The following is a 22,439-nucleotide window of genomic DNA, read 5'->3' as shown; positions in this document are numbered from 1 at the left end:
GTATATTTTACTTTACGTCAGAAGCGTAAGGCTTACGCGTCACCGAAACGACGACGGCTGGTGCCTTCTTCACGACGTGGACCACGGCTTTCGCGGCGCTCGCCGGAGAAACGACGACCTTCACCACCGCGACCTTCGCTGCGACCGCCTTCACGACGCTCGCCGCCGAAACCGCGACCACCACCACGGCGTTCGCCGCCACGGTCAGGACGTGGCTGTGCATCACCCAGCAGCTGCATGTTCATCGGCTTGTTCAGGATGCGGGTACGCGTAAAGTGCTGCAGTACTTCACCCGGCATGCCTTTTGGCAGCTCGATGGTAGAGTGGGATGCGAACAGCTTGATGTTACCGATGTAACGGCTGCTGATGTCGCCTTCGTTAGCGATCGCGCCAACGATGTGACGAACTTCAACGCCATCATCACGGCCCACTTCAATGCGGTACAGTTCCATGTCGCCCGCGTCACGGCGTTCACGACGTGGACGGTCTTCACCACCACGCTCTGGACGGTCACCACGTGGGCCACGATCGTTACGGTCGCCACGACGTTCGAAGCGATCGTCACGGTCACGGAATTCACGCTTAGGACGCATCGGCGCATCTGGTGGCACGATCAGGCTACGTTCGCCCTGAGCCATTTTCAGCAGTGCTGCAGCCAGGGTTTCCATATCCAGCTCTTCGCCTTCAGCAACAGGCTGAATCTGCGACAGCAGCGCGCGGTACTGATCCAGATCGCTGCTTTCCAGCTGCTGCTGTACTTTGGCGGCGAATTTTTCCAGACGGCGTTTGCCCAGCAGCTCTGCGTTTGGCAGGTCCGCTTCTGGAATGGTCAGCTTCATGGTACGTTCGATGTTGCGCAGCAGACGACGCTCGCGGTTCTCAACGAACAGCAGTGCACGGCCAGCACGACCCGCACGACCGGTACGGCCGATACGGTGAACGTAAGACTCGGAATCCATCGGGATGTCGTAGTTAACAACCAGGCTGATACGCTCAACGTCCAGACCACGTGCTGCCACGTCGGTTGCAATCAGGATATCCAGACGACCGTCTTTCAGACGCTCCAGAGTCTGCTCACGCAGGGCCTGGTTCATATCGCCGTTCAGCGCTGCGCTGTTGTAGCCGCTACGCTCCAGGGCTTCAGCCACTTCCAGGGTCGCGTTTTTGGTACGAACGAAGATAATCGCCGCATCAAAATCTTCCGCTTCCAGGAAACGTACCAGCGCTTCGTTTTTACGCATGCCGTACACAGACCAGTAGCTCTGGCTGATGTCCGGGCGAGTGGTTACGCTGGACTGAATACGCACTTCCTGCGGCTCTTTCATGAAGCGGCGGGTAATGCGACGGATAGCTTCCGGCATGGTTGCAGAGAACAGCGCGGTCTGATGACCGTCCGGGATCTGCGCCATGATGGTTTCAACGTCTTCGATGAAGCCCATACGCAGCATTTCATCTGCTTCATCCAGTACCAGACCGCTCAGTTTAGAGAGGTCCAGGGTACCGCGCTTCAGGTGATCCAGCAGACGGCCCGGCGTACCGACAACAATCTGTGGGCCCTGACGCAGGGCGCGTAACTGCACGTCATAACGCTGGCCGCCGTACAGGGCAACCACGTTTACGCCGCGCATATGTTTAGAGAATTCCGTCATGGCTTCTGCAACCTGAACAGCCAGTTCACGGGTTGGAGCCAGGACGAGGATCTGCGGAGCACGCAGGTCCGGATCAATGTTGTTCAGCAGCGGCAGCGAGAATGCTGCAGTTTTACCGCTACCAGTCTGGGCCATGCCCAGCACGTCACGACCAGAAAGCAGGTGTGGGATACACTCAGCCTGGATCGGAGATGGTTTTTCGTAACCCAGATCGTTAAGGGCTTCAAGGATAGGAGCCTTCAGGCCCAGATCTGCAAAAGTGGTTTCGAATTCAGCCATGTAGTACGAGTGCCTCAATGTCAATGGCGGCCAGTCTACTTAGCTCATCGTGAAAATGATTAGCAATTTTCATTGAAAAGTGTGAACCGGCTCAAAGTAGGTGTATTGACGAACAACAACGCCCTCACCAGTTAAGGTGATGGCAATCAAAAGATTACGGGCTGATGTTTCTGTCGTCAGCTATTGCTGGTCCGATTCTGCCAGGTCGTCATGCTCCTGGCCCAAGAGCGATAATTCCAACAATGCATAACGGTGCTCAACGAAGTTGTGTACGTTGTTAGCAACCGCTAATTTGAACAGTGCCGTAGCGCTGTCCATATCCCCCAGACTTAGGTAGTACTTACCTAAATAGAAGTTGGTTTCACTGAGATGCTCAGCGAGCGAGGTGTTATCCGTTGCGTCCGCCTTGAGGCGTTCCATCAGCGTTGCTTCGCTAATGTTGCCCAGGTAGAACTCGACAATGTTCCATCCCCACTGTTCCTTGTCCGATTTATCGAAGCGCTGTTTCAGTGCTTCTTTTGCCTGCTTCTCATCGAGCTTCCGCTCAACGATGTAAAGCCACAGGCTACGGAAAGGATCATTAGGATCGTCTTGATAAAACGCCAGCAGATCATCTTGCGCTAACTTATCACGACCGCCGTAATACAATGCGATACCGCGATTCAAGTGCGCGTAGTTGTAAGTTGGATCAAGCTCAAGTACAGAATCAAACGCTTCATAGGCAGCATCAAAATTGCCTGCCTGCGTTAAATAAATGCCTAAGTAATTGAATACTTCAGGCATATCAGGTCGGATAGCCAGCGCTTGTGAAAAATCATTCCGCGCCAATGCCCTCAGACCGAGACTATCATACAACACTCCGCGCTCATATAAAAGCTGTGCGCGTTCTTCATCGGTTAAAGCCCGACTGGCAAGTATTTGTTCCATGCGTGCCAGGATCACTTCCTGCTGCAAAGTCGGTTGCAATGGCACTGCGAGGACTTCGCTCTTACGCCAGGCAGAGTTGCTGCATCCTGCCAGCGTTAAAGCTGTCGCAACGAAACACCAGCGCAAAAAAGGCTTCATTTCCCACTCCCGAAGACAACTATTGGATGAACGTCCTGTCCCCCGGCGGCTTAACAAGGCGTCCTGCCTGATAATAGGCCCTCCGCAAAGCGGAGGGCAAATGGCAACTTACTCGCCTTGCTGTTCTGCTGCCTGTGCTTCTGGCGCAGCAGCTGGCTGAGACTGCTCGGTTGCTTCTTTAATGCTCAGACGGATACGGCCCTGGCGATCAACTTCCAGAACTTTCACCGGTACTTCCTGACCCATCTGCAGGTAATCAGTCACTTTCTCAACGCGCTTGTCAGCGATCTGAGAGATGTGAACCAGACCTTCTTTACCGCCACCGATGGCAACGAACGCGCCAAAGTCAACGATACGGGTCACTTTACCTGCGTAGACACGGCCCACTTCGATTTCTGCAGTAATTTCTTCGATGCGACGGATCGCGAATTTCGCTTTCTCGCCGTCGGTTGCTGCGATCTTCACAGTACCGTCATCTTCGATTTCGATGGTGGTGCCAGTCTCTTCGGTCAGCGCACGGATTACGGAACCGCCCTTACCGATAACATCTTTGATCTTGTCTGGATTGATCTTGATGGTGTGGATACGTGGAGCGAACTGAGAAATGTCGCCACGCGGCGCGTTAATCGCCTGTTCCATCACGCCCAGGATGTGCAGACGCGCACCTTTAGCCTGGTTCAGAGCAACCTGCATGATCTCTTTGGTGATACCTTCAATTTTGATATCCATCTGCAGTGCAGAGATACCTTCGCGGGAACCCGCTACTTTGAAGTCCATATCGCCCAGGTGGTCTTCGTCACCCAGAATGTCAGACAGAACAACGAAGTTGTCGCCTTCTTTCACCAGGCCCATTGCGATACCCGCAACGGCGGCTTTGATTGGCACGCCTGCATCCATCAGCGCCAGAGAGGCACCACACACGGAAGCCATGGAAGAGGAACCGTTGGATTCGGTGATTTCAGACACTACACGTACGGTGTACGGGAATTTGTCTGCTTCTGGCATGACTGCCAGTACGCCGCGCTTCGCCAGACGACCGTGACCAATTTCACGACGCTTCGGCGAGCCAACCATACCGGTTTCGCCTACGGAGTACGGAGGGAAGTTGTAGTGGAACAGGAAGCTGTCAGTGCGCTCGCCCATCAGTTCGTCGATGATCTGCGCATCACGTGCAGTACCCAGGGTCGCGGTAACCAGCGCCTGCGTTTCGCCACGGGTGAACAGCGCGGAACCGTGAGTACGTGGCAGAACGCCAGTACGCACATCCAGACCACGGATCATGTCTTTTTCGCGGCCATCGATACGCGGCTCGCCTGCCAGTACGCGGCTACGAACAACGTTTTTCTCGATAGCGTGCAGGATGTCGCTCAGCTCATTAGCGTCCAGCGTTTCATCTTCCGCAACCAGGGTCGCGATAGTTTCAGACTTGATCACGTCAACCTGAGCGTAACGCTCCTGTTTGTCAGTGATGCGGTATGCATCGCTCAGACGAGATTCTGCCAGTGCAGCAACGCGTGCGTTCAGCGCGTCGTTTGCCGCTTCTGGCTGCCAGTCCCAACGTGGCTTACCGGCTTCTTTCACCAGGTCGTTGATGTTCTGGATAACGATCTGCTGCTGGTCGTGGCCAAATACCACAGCGCCCAGCATCTGGTCTTCGCTCAGCAGTTCAGCTTCGGATTCAACCATCAGTACAGCCGCTTCAGTACCCGCAACCACCAGGTCCAGCTTACTTTCTTTCAGCTCTTCCTGGGTTGGGTTCAGCACGTACTGGTCGTTGATGTAGCCAACGCGCGCGGCACCGATTGGACCATTGAATGGAATACCAGACAGTGACAGGGCAGCGGACGCACCGATCATCGCTACGATGTCCGGGTTAACCTGCGGGTTAACGGAAACAACGGTCGCGATAACCTGTACTTCGTTAACGAAGCCTTCCGGGAACAGTGGACGAACCGGGCGGTCAATCAGACGCGCGATCAGGGTTTCGCCTTCGCTTGGACGGCCTTCACGACGGAAGAAACCACCCGGGATTTTACCGGCAGCGTAGGTACGCTCCTGGTAGTTAACGGTCAGCGGGAAGAAGTCCTGACCTGGTTTAGCTTTTTTCTGGCCAACAACGGTAACGAATACCGCAGTGTCATCCATGCTTACCATAACGGCAGCAGTAGCCTGACGAGCCATCATGCCGGTTTCCAGCGTGACGGTATGTTGACCATACTGGAATTTACGAACGATCGGATTCAGCAAAGTTCTGTCCTTTCTTAAATGTTTGACAGCACACCACCGGTGTGCTGTCGATTTAACCCGACCTTCTTCGCATCCTCGCGACTAATGACAACCAACACCCCCATGGGTGAAGCCTCTCATTAGCCGCGCGAACCTCTGCAATGAAGATCATTTATAGCAACAATACAATAGTTTCCAGTGAATTGCTGCCGTCTGGTTGAAAAAAGGGGCCATCAGGCCCCCTTTTCTGAAACTCGCAAGACTTAGCGACGCAGACCCAGACGCTCGATCAGCGCGGTGTAGCGTGCAACATCTTTACGTTTCAGGTAGTCGAGCAGTTTACGACGCTGAGAAACCATACGCAGCAGACCACGACGGCTGTGGTGATCTTTTTTGTGCTCTGCAAAGTGACCCTGCAGGTGGTTAATCTGTGCAGTCAGCAGTGCAACCTGAACTTCGGTAGAACCGCTGTCGTTAGTACCACGACCAAACTCAGAAACGATTTTAGCTTTAGCTTCAACGCTTAGAGACATTTTCAAACTCCAAAGTATAAAGAATGTAAGGGTGCCGATCTCTAATTCAGCGACCCCATGTACGCCCCGCAGATTGTTAAACAATTTACCAGGCGTTAAGCGGCGATATTCTACTCGTCTCCCCTGCTTATCGCAAGGTGAGCCGTCATCACCGTCATGCTTCGATCGGATACTCGACGACCAGACGACGCGGCGCAACGCGCCCCTCACCATCCATTTCGCCCATACCGATGAATTTCCCTTCGTCACCTTCGGTCACGCGTACCAGTCCTTCCAGCGGCGCTTCCGCCGTACGAACCGGGTTGCCGTTCTTAAAGTAAACGGAGGATGTTAAAGGAAGATTAACAACCGGGAAGTCCGCTGCCGGACTGTCCATCGGCATCAGCAATGGATCCAGCAAATCTGCCGGCGCGATCCCCTGCACTTCCGCCTGTTCTACCAGCTCGCGCAGTTGCTCCAGGGTCACCATCCGCTCTACCGGGTACTTGCTCACCGCCAGACGACGCAGGTAAATCACATGTGCGCCGCAGCCCAGCTTTTCACCGAGATCGTCGATGATGGTGCGAATATAGGTCCCTTTCGAACAGTGCACTTCCAGCTCAAGCTCATCACCTTCGTGGCGAATAAACAGCAGCTCATACACGGTTATCGGACGGGCTTCACGCGGGACGTCAATGCCCTGGCGCGCATATTCGTAGAGCTTCTTGCCCTGATATTTCAGCGCCGAATACATCGACGGCACCTGCATCGTGTCACCACGGAAGCTTTCCAGCGCCGCATCAAGCTGCTCCGCGCTGAAGGTCACCGGGCGCTCTTCTACTACCTGACCGTCCGCGTCGGAGGTATCCGTGCGCTGGCCCAGTTTAGCGATAACGCGGTAACGCTTATCGGAGTCGAGCAGATACTGGGAAAACTTTGTCGCCTCTCCCAGGCAGACCGGCAGCATGCCGGTTGCCAGCGGATCGAGCGCGCCGGTGTGGCCCGCACGGTTGGCGTTATAAATACGCTTAACTTTTTGCAGCACGTCGTTGCTGGAAGCGCCCTGGGGTTTATCCAGCAGCAGCACACCATGCACGTCGCGACCACGACGACGAGGACGACTCATTAGTCCTCCTTGCTGTCGTCCGCCGGGTTAACACGACGCTCGTCGTCATGTTTAACCACGCTGGTCACCAGGTTGGACATACGCATACCTTCGACCAGCGAGTTGTCGTAGAAGAAGGTCAGTTCAGGCACGATACGCAGGCGCATCGCTTTGCCAAGCAGGGAGCGGATGAAACCAGAGGCTTCCTGCAGCGCTTTAATGCCGTTTTTCACTGCCGCTTCGTCCTGATCGTTCAGGAAGGTGACGAACACTTTGGCATAGGCCAAATCACGGGACATTTCGACACCGGAAACGGTGGTCATCATGCCGACACGTGGGTCTTTAATTTCACGTTGCAGAATGAGTGCGATCTCTTTCTGCATTTCCTGCGCTACGCGCTGAGGGCGACCAAATTCTTTCGCCATAATAAATTCTCCAGACAAAAAAGGGGCTAAAGCCCCTTTTTGAAATTATTGCCGGGTGGCGCTTCGCTTACCCGGCCTACGTCAACCAATCTTCAGCCGACGAAGATTACGCGATGGTACGCTGAATTTCGATGATCTCGAACACTTCGATCATATCGCCAACGCGAACGTCGTTGTAGTTCTTCACGCCGATACCACATTCCATGCCGTTACGGACTTCGTTAACGTCATCTTTGAAGCGGCGCAGGGATTCCAGCTCGCCTTCGTAGATAACCACGTTGTCACGCAGTACGCGGATTGGGTTGTGACGCTTGATGTTACCTTCGGTCACCATACAGCCCGCGATCGCACCGAATTTCGGTGATTTGAACACGTCACGTACTTCAGCCAGACCGATGATCTGCTGTTTCAGCTCAGGAGACAGCATACCGCTCATCGCGGCCTTCACTTCGTCGATCAGGTTATAGATGACGGAGTAGTAACGCAGATCCAGGCTTTCGGATTCAATCACTTTACGCGCAGACGCATCCGCACGAACGTTGAAGCCAACCAGGATAGCGTTAGAGGCAGCAGCCAGGGTAGCGTCGGTTTCGGTGATACCACCTACGCCCGAACCGATGATCTTCACTTTCACTTCGTCGGTAGACAGTTTCAGCAAGGAGTCGGAGATCGCTTCCACAGAACCCTGAACGTCGGCTTTCAGAACGATGTTCACTTCGTGAACTTCGCCCTCGGTCATGTTGGCAAACATGTTCTCGAGTTTAGATTTCTGCTGACGAGCCAGTTTAACTTCACGGAATTTGCCCTGACGATACAGTGCCACTTCACGCGCTTTCTTCTCGTCACGCACAACGGTCACTTCGTCACCGGCAGCCGGAACACCGGACAGACCCAGGATTTCCACTGGAATGGACGGACCCGCTTCCAGCACTTCCTGACCCAGTTCGTTACGCATCGCACGAACGCGGCCGTATTCGAAACCGCACAGAACGATATCGCCTTTATGCAGCGTACCTTCACGAACCAGAACGGTAGCAACCGGGCCACGACCTTTATCCAGGAAGGATTCGATCACCGCGCCGCTCGCCATACCGTTACGGATGGCCTTCAGCTCCAGAACTTCGGCCTGCAGCAGGATCGCGTCCAGCAGTTCGTCGATACCGGTACCCGCTTTCGCAGACACGTGTACGAACTGGCTTTCACCGCCCCACTCTTCCGGCAGGATACCGTACTGGGAAAGTTCGTTTTTAACACGATCGGGATCCGCTTCTGGCTTATCGATCTTGTTCACTGCAACCACAACTGGCACACCTGCAGCCTTCGCGTGCTGGATAGCTTCGATGGTCTGTGGCATCACGCCGTCGTCTGCGGCAACAACCAGAACAACGATATCCGTCGCCTGAGCACCACGAGCACGCATTGAGGTAAACGCGGCGTGGCCTGGGGTATCCAGGAAGGTGATCATACCGTTGTCAGTTTCTACGTGGTATGCACCGATGTGCTGGGTAATGCCACCCGCTTCACCCGAGGCAACCTTAGTAGAACGAATGTAGTCAAGCAGAGAGGTTTTACCGTGGTCAACGTGACCCATGATGGTCACAACCGGTGCACGCGGTTCAGCCGCAGCGCCAGTATCACGGTCGCTCATTACTGCTTCTTCCAGCTCGTTTTCACGACGCAGGATTACTTTGTGGCCCATCTCTTCAGCAACCAGCTGTGCGGTTTCCTGATCGATCACCTGGTTGATGGTCGCCATGGCGCCCAGTTTCATCATCGCTTTGATGACCTGAGAGCCTTTAACCGCCATCTTGTTCGCCAGTTCGCCAACGGTAATGGTTTCGCCGATCACAACGTCACGGTTAACGGCCTGAGCAGGCTTCTGGAAGCCCTGCTGCAGTGCGGAACCTTTACGCTTACCGCCTTTACCACCGCGAACAGCCGCGCGTGCTTCTTCACGGTCAGCTTTGGATTCAGCGTGCTTGTTGCCTTTTTTCGCCGGACGCGCAGCTTTTGCATTACGGCCACGGCCACGGCCGCCTTCTACTTCACGGTCGTTATCATCTTCTGCCTGACGTGCGTGCTGAGAAGTGGTCACGTGATAGTCGCTGGTGTCTTCAGACTGCTCAACGGTATCAACACCGTTCTTCTCATTTTCTTCTGCCATACGGCGCGCTTCTTCGGCGACGCGGCGAGCTTCTTCTTCCAGCTTACGGCGGGCTTCTTCTTCCGCTTTACGCTTCAGCTCGGCAGCTTCATTTTCACGGCGGGCTTTTTCAGCCTGGGCGGTTTTGGTCATTTCGTCTGTCTGTTGATTGCTCACTTTGTCTTTTTCCGCAGCGTCACGCTTCACTTTATCACTTGCGTCGCGTTTCGCTTTTTCTGCGGCCTCACGTTCAGCTTTTAATTCTGCTTCACGTTTGGCGGCTGCTTCCGCCTCACGCTGAGCTTGTTCTTCCGCTTCACGCTGTGCCTGCTCTTCCGCGGCAAGGCGTTCTGCCTCTTGCGGATCACGTTTTACAAAGGTGCGCGTCTTGCGGACTTCAATTTGTACCGATTTGCTTTTGCCACCGGTACCAGGGATGTTTAACGTGCTACGCGTTTTGCGCTGCAGCGTTAACTTGTCAGGCGTAGAGCCGTGTTCACGGTTCAGGTGCGTTAACAAGGTTTGTTTTTCTTGCGCGGTCACCGAGTCATCAGCGGACTTCGGGATCCCTGCATCAGCAAATTGCTGTACCAGGCGGTCCACGGAGGTCTGAATCTCAGCAGCCAGCGATTTTACAGTTACATCAGTCATGCTGTTCCTTCCTGCTACAGTTTATTACGCTTCGTCGCCGAACCAGCAAATATTACGTGCGGCCATGATGAGCTCGCCGGCTTTCTCGTCGGTTAAACCTTCGATATCAGCCAGGTCATCAACGCCTTGCTCAGCGAGATCTTCCAGCGTACAAACACCACGGGCAGCCAGCTTGAACGCAATCGCACGATCAAGACCTTCCAGATTCAGCAGGTCATCAGCCGGCTTCTTATCGCCAAGGCTTTCTTCCTGAGCCAGTGCCAGGGTGGTCAGTGCGTTTTTAGCGCGTTCACGCAGGGCTTCAACGGTTGGTTCATCCAGACCGTCAATTTCCAGCAGCTCTTTCATTGGCACATAGGCCAGTTCTTCCAGCGTAGAGAAACCTTCTTCAACCAGAACAGTGGCGAAGTCTTCGTCAATATCCAGGTATTTCGTGAAGGTATCGATCGCCGCATGGGCTTCAGCCTGATGCTTAGCCTGCAGGTCATCAACGGTCATCACGTTGAGTTCCCAGCCGCTCAGCTGTGACGCCAGGCGTACGTTCTGGCCGTTACGGCCGATTGCCTGCGCCAGGTTGCCCGCTTCAACAGCGATATCCATGGTGTGTTTGTCTTCGTCAACAACGATAGACGCCACATCAGCTGGAGCCATTGCGTTGATCACGAACTGCGCCGGGTTGTCATCCCACAGAACGATATCAATACGTTCGCCGCCCAGCTCAGTAGACACTGCCTGGACACGCGCACCGCGCATACCGACGCAAGCACCGACCGGGTCGATACGCTTGTCGTTGGTTTTCACCGCAATTTTCGCACGGGAGCCCGGATCGCGAGCCGCCGCTTTAATCTCGATAACTTCTTCACCGATTTCCGGTACTTCGATACGGAACAGTTCTACCAGCATTTCTGGTTTAGAACGGGTCACGAACAGCTGTGCGCCACGCGCTTCAGGGCGAACGGCGTACAGAACACCGCGAATACGGTCGCCTGGACGGAAGTTTTCACGCGGCAGCATATCTTCACGCAGGATCACGGCTTCAGCGTTACCCGGCAACCCTTCGGATTTGATCTCCAGGGAGATGTTGTCGCGGTTCACTTTCTTCACCACGCCGGTGATGATCTCGCCTTCCTGATCGCGGAACTGATCGACAACCAGCGCGCGCTCGGCTTCGCGCACTTTCTGCACGATAACCTGTTTAGCGGTCTGGGTGGTGATACGGTCGAAGGTCACAGATTCAATCTGATCTTCAACGTAGTCACCCACGTTCAGACTTTCGTCTTCAAAACGGGCGGCTTCCAGGGTGATCTCTTTGGTCGGCTGGGTCACTTCTTCAACGATTACCCAACGACGGAATGTATCGAAGTCACCGCTTTTACGATCGATTTCTACGCGAACATCGATCTCTTGTTCGTATTTTTTCTTGGTTGCTGTAGCCAGTGCACTTTCCAGCGCTTCAAAAATCTTTTCACGCGGCAGTGATTTCTCGTTGGAGACGGCTTCAACAACAGCCAAAATTTCTTTGTTCATCGCGGGCTTTTCACCTCAATCCAGACTGTTAAAAGTGGGGAACCAGGTTCGCCTTCTGGATATTACTCAGCGCGAACACTTCATCTTTGCCTTCGACTGTCACCGTGATCATTTCACCATCAACGGCTTTGATAATTCCCTGCCATTTACGGCGGTTCTGTACGGCCATACGCAGAACGAGAGCCACTTCTTCACCGGTAAAGCGCACATAGTGCTCGGCCGTGAACATCGGGCGATCGAGGCCAGGTGAGGAAACTTCCAGGTTGTACGCAACGGTAATCGGGTCTTCAACATCAAGAACCGCACTCACCTGGTGGCTGACATCAGCACAATCATCAACATTGATGCCATCTTCACTATCAATATAGATGCGCAGCGTCGATGTACGGCCGCGAACGAATTCGATGCCGACCAGTTCGTAGCCCAGTGCTTCGACCGGTGCAGTAATCATCTCTGTTAATTTTTGCTCTAATGTGGACAAGCCCACCCCCAAGACATAAAAAAAGGGCGTAAAGCCCAGTTATTCTGTAGTCAGATAACAAAAAACCCCGATAAATCGGGGCTTTAGATAACTGAACCCTATAGCCACAACTGTGGCCTGGAGCACTTTCCGAAAGAATTTTTTCAAATCCAGCTACGAAGGCTCTAAGTCTTCACAGTATATTTGAAAAAGAACTTTATGGGAAAGTGGTTGCGGGGGCCGGATTTGAACCGACGACCTTCGGGTTATGAGCCCGACGAGCTACCAGGCTGCTCCACCCCGCGCCTGAAACGTGGCAAATTCTACGCGTTTTGGACAGAATTTGCAAATAATGCTGGGATTTGGTACCGAAGACGGGACGTAAAATCGGCGTTTAGTATATTGATAGTTGACCCCACCTGTCAAGGCGACTTCCGCCAGATCGATCAGACCAAAATTTTTACAAAAAACGCATGACTCTCTTCCGGTCTTCGCCAAAAGATGATTAAATGAATACTCACTTATTTTGCATAAAAATGCACAAGAGAGCGAAAGCGGTCTCTAATCAGTCAATCAAGCAGGGTTTTATTCTATGACGACGATTCTCAAGCATCTTCCGGTAGGACAACGTATTGGCATCGCTTTCTCAGGTGGCCTGGATACCAGCGCTGCACTGCTGTGGATGCGCCAGAAGGGAGCGGTTCCGTATGCCTATACTGCGAACCTGGGTCAGCCGGATGAGGACGACTATGATGCCATTCCTCGTCGCGCTAAAGAGTATGGTGCAGAGAACGCGCGCCTGATTGACTGCCGTAAGCAACTTGTCGCGGAAGGTATCGCGGCTATTCAGTGTGGTGCATTCCATAACACCACCGGCGGTCTGACCTATTTCAACACCACCCCGCTGGGCCGTGCGGTCACCGGCACCATGCTGGTTGCGGCGATGAAAGAAGACGGCGTCAACATCTGGGGTGACGGTAGCACCTATAAAGGTAACGATATCGAACGTTTCTATCGTTATGGCCTGCTGACCAACGCCGAGCTGCAGATTTACAAACCATGGCTGGACACCGACTTCATCGACGAGCTGGGTGGTCGTCATGAGATGTCCGAGTTTATGATCGCCTGCGGTTTCGACTATAAGATGTCAGTCGAGAAAGCCTATTCCACCGACTCCAACATGCTGGGTGCGACGCACGAAGCGAAAGACCTGGAATTCCTGAACTCCAGCGTGAAGATCGTTAACCCGATCATGGGCGTGAAGTTCTGGGACGAGAACGTCAAAATCCAGGCAGAAGAAGTGACCGTGCGTTTCGAACGCGGCCATCCGGTTGCGCTGAACGGTAAAACCTTCTCTGATGATGTTGAGCTGATGCTGGAAGCTAACCGTATTGGCGGTCGTCACGGTCTGGGCATGAGCGATCAGATTGAAAACCGTATCATCGAAGCGAAAAGCCGTGGCATTTATGAAGCCCCGGGAATGGCGCTGCTGCACATCGCTTACGAGCGTCTGCTGACCGGCATTCACAACGAAGACACCATTGAGCAGTATCACTCTCATGGCCGTCAGTTGGGCAAACTGCTGTATCAGGGCCGCTGGTTCGATCCACAGGCGCTGATGCTGCGTGATGCGCTGCAGCGTTGGGTGGCGAGTGCAATCACCGGTGAAGTGACCCTGGAACTGCGTCGCGGTAACGACTACTCCATCCTGAACACCGTGTCTGACAACCTGACCTATAAAGCAGAGCGTCTGACTATGGAGAAAGGTGAATCTGTGTTCTCACCAGACGATCGTATTGGTCAGCTGACCATGCGTAACCTGGACATCACCGATACACGTGAGAAGCTGTTCAACTATGTTGAGAATGGCCTGCTCTCCGCCAGCTCCGGTAACGGCCTACCGCAGGTTGAAAACCTGGAACACAGCGATAAGAAGTAATCGACAGCAAGACATGCAAAAGGCGCCGACAGGGCGCCTTTTTTATTTGGTATTTGTAGGGCGGGTAAGCGCAGCGCCACCCGCCATTTTGCCCGCTACCACAATATACAGACGAAAAAAAAGACGTCTTTCGACGTCTTTCTTCTGGAATATTGGTACCGAGGATGGGACTCGAACCCACAAGCCCGTTAGGGCACTACCACCTCAAGGTAGCGTGTCTACCAATTCCACCACCTCGGTACAGAATACTTAGTGCGGGATATCGCTGGTTGGCTTAGCCGGTGCAGCTGGCTGAGTCTGCTCAGTTTTCGCTGGCGCGCTCAGGTTTTCCCACTCGCTTCCTTTGCTGGTCTTATTGCTGTTGATATTGCCAAGCACCAGACTGATGATGAAGAACAGCGTAGCCAGAATCGCCGTTGTGCGGGTCATGAAGTTCGCAGAACCACTTGAACCGAACAGCGTACCGGAAGCGCCTGCTCCGAAGGAGGCTCCCATATCAGCGCCTTTACCTTGCTGCAGCATAATCAGCGCTACGAGAGCGATGGCTACAATAAGGAAAACAACTAAAAGAGCTTCGTACATAATCAACCTGTTCCTTGCGGATTTGCCGCATACCAATGCTTCGACCAATTAGCAGGATTTTTGTTTCCCACTGAAGCGGGTGTGAATACTAACCAAAGCGAATCACCTTCGCAAGGGCATTTTCGACGCATTGTATCAACTGCGGAAAAAAACAGCAAAAAGCCATGAATTGCTTAAAACAAAGGCGGCAAACGCCGCCTTTTTAAACATTTAGCGTGCAAGATTATGCAGCTTTTACGGCATCCGCAATACGGTGCGCAAATTCGGTGACCTGCGCTTCGTCTTCACCTTCCACCATCACGCGGATCAGCGGTTCGGTACCGGACTTACGCAGCAGCACGCGTCCACGGCTGCCCAGAGCCGCTTCAACATCAGCCATCACCGCTTTGACGTTCTCATTTTCCAGCGGATCGCCTTTGCCAGCAGTAAAGCGCACGTTCACCAGGATCTGTGGGAACATTTTCATCCCGCTGCACAGATCGTGCAGGCTCATATGGTTGCGCGCCATCGCGGCAACCACCTGCAGCGCGGCCACGATACCGTCACCGGTGGTAGTTTTGTCGAGCAGGATGACGTGACCCGAGTTTTCTGCACCGATGCGCCAGCCCTTCTCCTGCAGTTTTTCCAGCACGTAGCGATCACCCACTTTCGCGCGCACGAACGGAATACCGAGCTGTTTCAGCGCCAGTTCCAGGCCCATGTTACTCATCAGCGTACCTACCGCACCGCCGCGCAGCTGGCCCTGACGCAGACCTTCACGTGCAATGATGTAGAGGATCTGATCGCCGTCGACCTTGTTACCTTCGTGGTCGACCATGATCACGCGGTCGCCGTCGCCGTCCAGCGCAATACCCAGATCGGCTTTCTCCGCCAGAACACGCGCCTGCAGAGCACGAACGTCAGTTGCACCCACCTGCTCGTTAATGTTCAGACCATCCGGCTCGCAACCAATGGCGATCACTTTCGCACCCAGTTCGCGGAAAACATTTGGGGCGATGTGGTAGGTCGCCCCGTTCGCACAGTCCACCACAATTTTCAGATGAGCCAGGCTCAGCTCATTCGGGAAGGTACCTTTACAGAATTCGATGTAACGCCCCGCCGCATCGACGATACGGTTCGCTTTACCCAGCTCTGCGGAATCAACACAGGTGATCTCTTTTTCCATTTCGGCTTCAATCGCCTCTTCCACGTCATCCGGCAGCTTGGTGCCGTCAATGGAGAAGAATTTAATGCCGTTGTCATAGAACGGGTTGTGAGAAGCCGAAATGACAATCCCCGCTTCCGCACGGAAGGTGCGCGTCAGATACGCAACTGCAGGCGTTGGCATTGGGCCCGTAAAGGAGGCGGACAGTCCGGCAGCCGCCAGACCCGCTTCAAGCGCGGACTCCAGCATATAGCCCGAAATACGGGTGTCTTTACCGATGATAATTTTACGTGAGCCATGACGCGCCAGTACCTTGCCAGCAGCCCAGCCGAGCTTCAGGACAAAATCAGGGGTGATGGGAGCATCGCCTACACGCCCACGGATACCGTCGGTACCAAAATATTTACGATTACTCATAGCGTTTGTTTTCCTTCGCTGCCAGTGTGGCTTCCACCACACGCATGGCTTCTACTGTTTCTTTGACGTCATGGACACGAATAATGTGCGCACCCTGCATCGCCGCAATCACTGCGCAGGCCAGGCTGCCGCTCAGGCGTTCGCTCGGCCCCACGTTCAACAACTGCCCAATCATCGACTTTCTCGACATCCCCACCAGTAACGGCAGGCCAAAATGATGGAATTCCGACAGGCGCGCAAGCAACGCATAATTGTGTGAGAGATTTTTACCGAAACCGAACCCCGGGTCGAGCAGCAATTTCTCTTTTGGGATACCTGCACGTTCACAGCGTGCAATATGCTCAATAAAGAAGCGATTCACGTCGGCAAAGACATCGTCATACTTCGGTGCTTCCTGCATGGTTTTCGGTTGGCCCTGCATGTGCATCAGGCATACCGGTAACCCCGTCTCTGCCGCGGCTTCAAGTGCGCCAGGCTCGGTGAGTGAGCGAATATCATTAATAATGTGAGCGCCCACTCTCGCCACTTCACGAATCACTTCGGGTTTAGAGGTATCAACGGAGATCCACACTTCAAACCGCTGTGCAATCGCTTCAACCACCGGCACGACGCGCGCCAGCTCTTCTTCCACAGACACGTCCGCCGCACCAGGACGCGTCGATTCGCCGCCAACGTCAATGATGGTAGCACCCGCATTAATCATTAAATTCGCGTGCTTAACCGCCTCGATAAGCGTGTTATGCGTGCCGCCGTCAGAGAAGGAGTCAGGGGTAACATTCAGGATCCCCATCACATGGGGATGTGAAAGATCGAGATGCGAGTCCTGAGCGAATAATTTCATGGCGAAATCCCTGATATCTATATGGTTAAACAGAAATGAAAAACCCCGGAGCAAGCTCCAGGGTTTGAGGTACAGACAAACGCGTCAACAGCAGTAACTTACTTATCGCCCAACTGTTCTGACATGGTGTTGCCCGGGTTTGGCGTACGCGGTTCATCAACCGGACGCGGCGCACGCGGGGTGCCATTGTTGTCAGAATTATTGGAAGCGCCTGGGTCTTCCCAGCCTGCTGGCGGACGTACTTCACGGCGCGCCATCAGGTCGTCAATCTGCGGTGCATCGATGGTCTCATACTTCATGAGCGCATCTTTCATCGAATGCAGGATGTCCATATTGTCGTTCAGGATCTGGCGAGCACGTGCATAGTTACGCTCTACCAGAGATTTTACTTCCTGGTCGATGATACGTGCCGTCTCATCGGACATATGTTTCGCTTTCGCCACAGAACGGCCCAGGAAGACTTCACCCTCTTCCTCTGCATACAGCAGCGGACCGAGTTTGTCGGAGAAGCCCCACTGCGTCACCATGTTACGCGCCAGGTTGGTCGCGACTTTGATGTCGTTGGACGCACCAGTAGAAACATGTTCCACACCGTAGATAATCTCTTCTGCCAGGCGACCACCGTAGAGGGTAGAAATCTGACTTTCCAGTTTCTGACGGCTGGCGCTGATCGCGTCGCCTTCAGGCAGGAAGAAGGTCACACCCAGCGCACGACCGCGCGGAATAATCGTCACTTTATGCACCGGATCGTGTTCCGGCACGAGGCGACCGATAATCGCGTGACCCGCTTCGTGGTATGCCGTGGACTCTTTCTGCGCCTCCGTCATCACCATGGAGCGACGTTCCGCACCCATCATGATTTTGTCTTTCGCTTTCTCGAACTCCACCATGGACACCACGCGCTTGTTACCGCGAGCGGCAAACAGAGCTGCTTCGTTGACCAGGTTAGCCAGGTCCGCACCGGAGAAGCCAGGGGTACCGCGCGCAATGATTGCCGCGTCGATATCTGGTGCCAGCGGTACGCGACGCATGTGAACTTTCAGAATCTGTTCACGACCGCGAACGTCCGGCAGACCCACAACAACCTGACGGTCGAAACGGCCTGGACGCAGCAGCGCAGGGTCAAGTACGTCCGGACGGTTAGTCGCCGCGATAACGATAATGCCTTCGTTACCTTCGAAGCCGTCCATCTCAACCAGCATCTGGTTCAGCGTCTGTTCACGTTCATCATGACCACCGCCCAGACCTGCGCCACGCTGGCGGCCTACGGCGTCGATTTCATCGATGAAGATAATGCACGGTGCTGCCTTCTTGGCCTGCTCGAACATGTCACGCACACGAGATGCACCGACACCCACGAACATTTCAACGAAGTCAGAACCTGAAATAGTAAAGAACGGCACCTTCGCTTCGCCCGCAATGGCTTTCGCCAGCAGGGTTTTACCGGTACCCGGAGGGCCAACCATCAGCACGCCTTTCGGGATCTTACCGCCCAGCTTCTGGAAACGGCTCGGTTCACGCAGGTATTCAACCAGTTCGCCGACCTCTTCTTTCGCTTCGTCACACCCGGCAACGTCTGCAAAAGTGGTCTTGATCTGATCTTCCGTTAACATACGCGCCTTGCTCTTACCGAACGACATGGCACCTTTGCCACCGCCGCCCTGCATCTGGCGCATAAAGAAGATCCAGACGCCGATAAGAAGCAGCATCGGGAACCAGGAAATGAAGATAGAAGCCAGCAGGCTTGGTTCTTCTGGCGGCTCGCCAACTACCTTGACGTTTTTGGTCAGAAGGTTATCAAGCAGCTTAGGATCGTTCACCGGGATGTAAGTCGTGTAACGGTTACTATCTTTCTTGGTAACGTTGATCTCACGTCCGTTGATACGCGCTTCGCGAACCTGGTCCTGATTGACCTCCTGCAGGAAGGTAGAATAATCCACCTTGCGGCCATTCGACTCGCTGGGCCCAAAGCTCTGGAATACTGACATCAGCACAACGGCAATGACCAGCCAGAGTATTAGGTTTTTCGCCATGTCACTCAAGGGATTAACCTCATATTACAACTGTGTTAAAAACAGCGTCAGGATACTCTATATCCAGTTTCATTCAAACTTTCGTCTGAAATCTCCCGGTTATCATTTTCGCCCGGTCGCTACAATATACACTTCACGGGAACGGGCCCGGGAAGAGTCCGGCTTACGAACTTTGACCTTCGCAAACAGGGAGCGAATTTCCTTAAGATACTCCTCGAAACCTTCGCCCTGAAACACCTTCACAACAAAACTACCACCAGGCGCTAGTACATCACGACACATTTCTAACGCTAGCTCCACCAGATACATGGCGCGGGGGATATCCACCGCCGGTGTTCCGCACATATTTGGTGCCATATCTGACATGACAACCTGGACCTTACTGTCACCTACACGATCAAGTAACGCTTTCAGCACTAATTCATCACGAAAGTCGCCCTGAAGGAAGTCGACACCGACGATGGGATCCATTGGTAAAAGATCGCACGCGATGATTCGGCCCGTTCCGCCGATCTGCGTGACCGCATACTGGGACCATCCGCCAGGTGCCGCACCGAGGTCAACAACCGTCATCCCCGGCTTAAAAAGTTTGTCACTTTGCTGTATTTCATCAAGTTTAAACCAGGCACGGGAACGCAACCCCTTTTTCTGTGCCTGTTGAACATATTTATCGCTAAAGTGTTCCTGGAGCCAGCGGCTGGAGCTGGCAGAACGCTTTTTACCTGTCATTTAACATTTCCGTCCTGGTTCATCGTTGCTTGCCTGTGACGTAAATTTCTACGCAGCTATTTGGCGATATAAGGGAGATGGCGGTAGAATGAACCGTTTTCAATCCCAACGTAAGCAAAAATATACGATGAATCTGAGTACTAAACAAAAACAGCACCTTAAAGGTCTGGCACATCCGCTCAAGCCTGTAGTGATGCTTGGCAACAATGGTTTGACCGAAGGGGTGCTTGCCGAGATTGAACAAGCGCTGGAACACCACGAGCTGATCAAGGTGAAAATCGCCTCTGAAGACAGAGACACTAAAAACCTGATCGTGGAAGCCATCGTGCGCGAAACCGGCGCCTGTAATGTACAGGTCATCGGTAAAACGCTGGTGCTCTACCGCCCGTCTAAAGAGCGTAAAATCTCGCTGCCACGTTAAGGATATCCTGAATTAAACACATTTTCTGTGTGAAACGAGGGATTTCTGTCAGCAGGCGAGCAAAATGCCATGCTCCTTGAGTTGATAAAAGGCCGCTACGCGGCCTTTTTCTTTTCTTTACAATGTATCAACATCTTAGTAGAGAAGCGAATTACAGGTATTCAACCTTAATAATTTCGTATTCTACTTCACCGCCAGGGGTGCGGATGGTGACGACATCGTCCTGCTCTTTGCCAATCAGGCCGCGAGCAATCGGCGAGTTCACCGAAATCAGGTTCTGTTTGAAGTCGGCTTCATCATCACCCACGATGCGATAGGTCTGCTCTTCGTCGTTGTCCAGGTTTAGCACGGTCACGGTAGAACCAAAGATCACACGCCCGTTGTTAGGCATTTTGGTGATGTCGATAACCTGTGCATTGGACAGTTTTGCTTCGATATCTTTAATACGCCCTTCACAAAAGCCCTGCTGCTCACGCGCGGCGTGGTATTCAGCATTCTCTTTCAGGTCGCCATGCTCGCGCGCATCCGCGATAGCGGCGATGATTTCAGGACGACGCACGGATTTCAGGAAATCCAGCTCTTCGCGCAGTTTTTCGGCACCACGTAAGGTCATCGGAATAGCTTGCATTTGTTATACCTCTTAAACATTCCTGTTGGGAGCAGTGTTCCCTGCTCCTGCCCCCCTAAGCGGGCAAGAAGCAAAAAGAAAACCGACCCGGGAGCAATGCCCCAGGTCAGCAGCAATTTTTCAATTTGATATGCATTTTACCGCGAAGTTCACTATGGGTCATCGTTTACTTTGCAGTGCCATGCACCGTAGTATGACGGTTTGTTTTCGGGTTGTTAGCGCGAGATTATGCGATTTTCCAGATTTATCATCGGATTGACTACCAGTATAACGTTCACCGCCCAGGCCGCGAATGTTGATGAGTACATTAATCAGCTCCCCGCAGGCGCGAACCTTGCCCTGATGGTGCAGAAGGTTGGCGCACAGGCTCCCGAGATTGACTATCACAGTCAACAGATGGCGCTGCCTGCCAGTACCCAAAAGGTGATCACTGCCCTCGCCGCCCTGCTCCAGCTCGGGCCTGACTTCCGTTTTACCACCACTCTTGAAACCAAAGGTAACGTTGAGGGTGGCGAACTGAAAGGCGATCTTATCGCCCGTTTTGGCGGCGATCCGACCTTTAAGCGCCAGGATATCCGCAATATGGTTGCGGTGCTGAAAAAATCTGGCGTGCAGAAAATTGATGGCAATGTGCTGATCGACACGTCCATCTTTGCCAGCCACGATAAAGCCCCAGGCTGGCCGTGGAACGACATGACCCAGTGCTTTAGCGCCCCGCCCGCCGCCGCGATTGTCGACCGTAACTGCTTCTCGGTTTCGCTTTACAGCGCGCCAAAGCCGGATGATTTAGCGTTTATCCGCATAGCGTCCTACTACCCGGTCACGATGTTTAGCCAGGTCCGCACGCTGGCGAAAGGCTCCCCGGATGCGCAATATTGTGAGCTGGACGTCGTACCAGGCGATCTTAACCGCTTCACGCTGACCGGCTGCCTGACCCAGCGAGCCGATCCGCTGCCGCTGGCATTTGCGATACAGGATGGCGCAAGCTATGCAGGCGCCATTCTGAAAGATGAACTGAAACAAGCGGGAATAACCTACTCGGGCACGCTGCTTCGTCAGACGCAGGTCAACCAGCCCGGTACGGTCATCGCCAGCAAACAGTCTCCACCGCTGCACGATTTATTGCGCATCATGCTGAAAAAGTCGGACAACATGATTGCCGATACGGTGTTCCGCATGATTGGTCACGCCCGTTTCGGCGTGCCGGGAACCTGGCGCGCGGGTTCAGACGCGGTTCGGCAGATCCTGCGCCAGCAGGCGGGGATCGAACTGGGTAATACCATCGCTGTCGATGGCTCCGGACTATCGCGCCATAATTTGATCTCTCCGGCCACGATGATGCAGGTGCTTCAGTACATTGCACAGCATGACACTGAGCTAAACTTTATTTCAATGCTGCCGCTGGCCGGGCATGACGGTTCACTGCAGTACCGCGCCGGGCTTCACGCTGCTGGTGTGGATGGCAAAGTATCCGCTAAAACAGGCTCACTGCAGGGGGTTTACAACCTTGCAGGCTTCATCACTACCGCCAGCGGACAGCGCATGGCATTCGTGCAGTATCTTTCCGGCTATGCCGTCGAACCGACCGACCAGCGCAATCGTCGTATTCCACTGGTTCGCTTCGAAAGCAGGCTTTATAAGGACATCTACCAGAATAACTAGC

Annotated in this window: 19 protein-coding genes and 2 tRNA genes; 3 read left to right on the top strand and 18 right to left on the bottom strand. The window is 53.7% G+C overall.

The genetic code is table 11. From position 1 onward, the window contains the following. Nucleotides 1-32 precede the first annotated feature (32 nt). The 11 genes from AC0TNG_RS04630 to AC0TNG_RS04580 all read right to left on the bottom strand — a co-directional run bounded on the left by AC0TNG_RS04630 (nt 33) and on the right by AC0TNG_RS04580 (nt 12,347). A complete protein-coding gene (locus AC0TNG_RS04630) occupies nt 33-1,928 on the bottom strand; it encodes a DEAD/DEAH family ATP-dependent RNA helicase (RefSeq protein WP_048028855.1) in 1,896 nt (631 codons plus the stop codon). Further along, entirely contained in the window at nt 1,921-2,001 is an 81-nt protein-coding gene (gene yrbN / locus AC0TNG_RS04625) for a protein YrbN (RefSeq protein ID WP_100122156.1), read from the bottom strand. Before yrbN ends, AC0TNG_RS04630 begins: the two co-directional genes overlap by 8 nt. Nucleotides 2,002-2,108: 107 nt before the next feature. After that, nucleotides 2,109-2,993, bottom strand: a complete 885-nt coding sequence (gene nlpI, locus AC0TNG_RS04620) for a lipoprotein NlpI (RefSeq protein ID WP_023309331.1) — start codon at nt 2,991-2,993, stop codon at nt 2,109-2,111. Nucleotides 2,994-3,101: 108 nt separating this feature from the next. Further along, nucleotides 3,102-5,240 (bottom strand): polyribonucleotide nucleotidyltransferase, encoded by a 2,139-nt coding sequence (pnp, locus tag AC0TNG_RS04615; protein ID WP_024906369.1) that lies wholly within the window; start codon nt 5,238-5,240, stop codon nt 3,102-3,104. A 242-nt stretch (nt 5,241-5,482) separates the two neighbouring features. Continuing rightward, nucleotides 5,483-5,752 carry a 30S ribosomal protein S15 gene (gene rpsO, locus AC0TNG_RS04610; protein ID WP_003861789.1) on the bottom strand — a complete coding sequence of 90 codons (270 nt, stop codon included), beginning with the start codon at nt 5,750-5,752 and terminating at the stop codon, nt 5,483-5,485. Nucleotides 5,753-5,906: 154 nt separating this feature from the next. Next, nucleotides 5,907-6,857 carry a tRNA pseudouridine(55) synthase TruB gene (truB, locus tag AC0TNG_RS04605; RefSeq protein WP_048992082.1) on the bottom strand — a complete coding sequence of 317 codons (951 nt, stop codon included), beginning with the start codon at nt 6,855-6,857 and terminating at the stop codon, nt 5,907-5,909. Next, a complete protein-coding gene (rbfA, locus tag AC0TNG_RS04600; protein WP_003024988.1) occupies nt 6,857-7,261 on the bottom strand; it encodes a 30S ribosome-binding factor RbfA in 405 nt (134 codons plus the stop codon). The genes truB and rbfA overlap by 1 nt, the downstream gene beginning before the upstream one ends. 106 nt (nt 7,262-7,367) lie before the next feature. After that, nucleotides 7,368-10,055: a translation initiation factor IF-2 gene (infB, locus tag AC0TNG_RS04595; RefSeq protein WP_024906367.1), complete on the bottom strand. Its 2,688-nt coding sequence runs from the start codon at nt 10,053-10,055 to the stop codon at nt 7,368-7,370. A 24-nt stretch (nt 10,056-10,079) separates the two neighbouring features. Beyond that, nucleotides 10,080-11,582, bottom strand: a complete 1,503-nt coding sequence (nusA, locus tag AC0TNG_RS04590; protein WP_003861798.1) for a transcription termination factor NusA — start codon at nt 11,580-11,582, stop codon at nt 10,080-10,082. 28 nt (nt 11,583-11,610) lie between these two features. After that, on the bottom strand, nt 11,611-12,063 hold the full coding sequence (gene rimP / locus AC0TNG_RS04585; protein WP_014833432.1) for a ribosome maturation factor RimP: 453 nt from the start codon (nt 12,061-12,063) through the stop codon (nt 11,611-11,613). A 207-nt stretch (nt 12,064-12,270) separates the two neighbouring features. Then, nucleotides 12,271-12,347, bottom strand: a tRNA-Met gene (locus AC0TNG_RS04580). 287 nt (nt 12,348-12,634) lie between these two features. Here AC0TNG_RS04580 and argG point away from each other — a divergent pair. Next, nucleotides 12,635-13,981: an argininosuccinate synthase gene (gene argG, locus AC0TNG_RS04575; protein ID WP_024906366.1), complete on the top strand. Its 1,347-nt coding sequence runs from the start codon at nt 12,635-12,637 to the stop codon at nt 13,979-13,981. A 153-nt stretch (nt 13,982-14,134) separates the two neighbouring features. Here the strand turns inward: argG and AC0TNG_RS04570 are convergent. From AC0TNG_RS04570 to rlmE, 6 genes are all read right to left on the bottom strand, one after another. Beyond that, nucleotides 14,135-14,221, bottom strand: a tRNA-Leu gene (locus AC0TNG_RS04570). A gap of 9 nt (nt 14,222-14,230) precedes the next feature. Next, nucleotides 14,231-14,563, bottom strand: a complete 333-nt coding sequence (gene secG / locus AC0TNG_RS04565; RefSeq protein ID WP_023309338.1) for a preprotein translocase subunit SecG — start codon at nt 14,561-14,563, stop codon at nt 14,231-14,233. A gap of 223 nt (nt 14,564-14,786) precedes the next feature. Continuing rightward, nucleotides 14,787-16,124, bottom strand: a complete 1,338-nt coding sequence (gene glmM / locus AC0TNG_RS04560; RefSeq protein ID WP_024906365.1) for a phosphoglucosamine mutase — start codon at nt 16,122-16,124, stop codon at nt 14,787-14,789. After that, on the bottom strand, nt 16,117-16,965 hold the full coding sequence (gene folP / locus AC0TNG_RS04555; protein WP_024906364.1) for a dihydropteroate synthase: 849 nt from the start codon (nt 16,963-16,965) through the stop codon (nt 16,117-16,119). Before folP ends, glmM begins: the two co-directional genes overlap by 8 nt. 98 nt (nt 16,966-17,063) lie before the next feature. Then, nucleotides 17,064-18,998: an ATP-dependent zinc metalloprotease FtsH gene (ftsH, locus tag AC0TNG_RS04550; protein WP_010436002.1), complete on the bottom strand. Its 1,935-nt coding sequence runs from the start codon at nt 18,996-18,998 to the stop codon at nt 17,064-17,066. Between the two features lie 102 nt (nt 18,999-19,100). Next, a complete protein-coding gene (gene rlmE / locus AC0TNG_RS04545) occupies nt 19,101-19,727 on the bottom strand; it encodes a 23S rRNA (uridine(2552)-2'-O)-methyltransferase RlmE (protein ID WP_003861812.1) in 627 nt (208 codons plus the stop codon). Nucleotides 19,728-19,854: 127 nt separating this feature from the next. Between rlmE and yhbY the strand changes: the two genes are divergently transcribed. Continuing rightward, on the top strand, nt 19,855-20,148 hold the full coding sequence (yhbY, locus tag AC0TNG_RS04540) for a ribosome assembly RNA-binding protein YhbY (protein ID WP_003861814.1): 294 nt from the start codon (nt 19,855-19,857) through the stop codon (nt 20,146-20,148). A 151-nt stretch (nt 20,149-20,299) separates the two neighbouring features. Here the strand turns inward: yhbY and greA are convergent, their stop codons facing one another. After that, on the bottom strand, nt 20,300-20,776 hold the full coding sequence (gene greA, locus AC0TNG_RS04535) for a transcription elongation factor GreA (RefSeq protein WP_014171793.1): 477 nt from the start codon (nt 20,774-20,776) through the stop codon (nt 20,300-20,302). Nucleotides 20,777-21,004: 228 nt separating this feature from the next. On the opposite strand from greA, the gene dacB reads away from it, so the two are divergent. After that, nucleotides 21,005-22,438 carry a serine-type D-Ala-D-Ala carboxypeptidase gene (gene dacB, locus AC0TNG_RS04530; protein ID WP_029739625.1) on the top strand — a complete coding sequence of 478 codons (1,434 nt, stop codon included), beginning with the start codon at nt 21,005-21,007 and terminating at the stop codon, nt 22,436-22,438. Nucleotide 22,439: the final 1 nt, after the last annotated feature.

It is taken from the genome of Enterobacter sp. PL_is514, from assembly GCF_055816715.1.
This window is presented reverse-complemented; position numbering and strand designations above follow the sequence as displayed.

Coding starts and splice junctions, on each gene's coding strand:
- AC0TNG_RS04630 (WP_048028855.1), bottom strand. CDS start 1,928: ATGGCTGAATTCGAAACCACTTTTGCAGATCTGGGCCTGAAGGCTCCT.
- yrbN (WP_100122156.1), bottom strand. CDS start 2,001: ATGAAAATTGCTAATCATTTTCACGATGAGCTAAGTAGACTGGCCGCC.
- nlpI (WP_023309331.1), bottom strand. CDS start 2,993: ATGAAGCCTTTTTTGCGCTGGTGTTTCGTTGCGACAGCTTTAACGCTG.
- rpsO (WP_003861789.1), bottom strand. CDS start 5,752: ATGTCTCTAAGCGTTGAAGCTAAAGCTAAAATCGTTTCTGAGTTTGGT.
- truB (WP_048992082.1), bottom strand. CDS start 6,857: ATGAGTCGTCCTCGTCGTCGTGGTCGCGACGTGCATGGTGTGCTGCTG.
- rbfA (WP_003024988.1), bottom strand. CDS start 7,261: ATGGCGAAAGAATTTGGTCGCCCTCAGCGCGTAGCGCAGGAAATGCAG.
- infB (WP_024906367.1), bottom strand. CDS start 10,055: ATGACTGATGTAACTGTAAAATCGCTGGCTGCTGAGATTCAGACCTCC.
- nusA (WP_003861798.1), bottom strand. CDS start 11,582: ATGAACAAAGAAATTTTGGCTGTTGTTGAAGCCGTCTCCAACGAGAAA.
- argG (WP_024906366.1), top strand. CDS start 12,635: ATGACGACGATTCTCAAGCATCTTCCGGTAGGACAACGTATTGGCATC.
- secG (WP_023309338.1), bottom strand. CDS start 14,563: ATGTACGAAGCTCTTTTAGTTGTTTTCCTTATTGTAGCCATCGCTCTC.
- glmM (WP_024906365.1), bottom strand. CDS start 16,124: ATGAGTAATCGTAAATATTTTGGTACCGACGGTATCCGTGGGCGTGTA.
- folP (WP_024906364.1), bottom strand. CDS start 16,965: ATGAAATTATTCGCTCAGGACTCGCATCTCGATCTTTCACATCCCCAT.
- ftsH (WP_010436002.1), bottom strand. CDS start 18,998: ATGGCGAAAAACCTAATACTCTGGCTGGTCATTGCCGTTGTGCTGATG.
- rlmE (WP_003861812.1), bottom strand. CDS start 19,727: ATGACAGGTAAAAAGCGTTCTGCCAGCTCCAGCCGCTGGCTCCAGGAA.
- yhbY (WP_003861814.1), top strand. CDS start 19,855: ATGAATCTGAGTACTAAACAAAAACAGCACCTTAAAGGTCTGGCACAT.
- greA (WP_014171793.1), bottom strand. CDS start 20,776: ATGCAAGCTATTCCGATGACCTTACGTGGTGCCGAAAAACTGCGCGAA.
- dacB (WP_029739625.1), top strand. CDS start 21,005: ATGCGATTTTCCAGATTTATCATCGGATTGACTACCAGTATAACGTTC.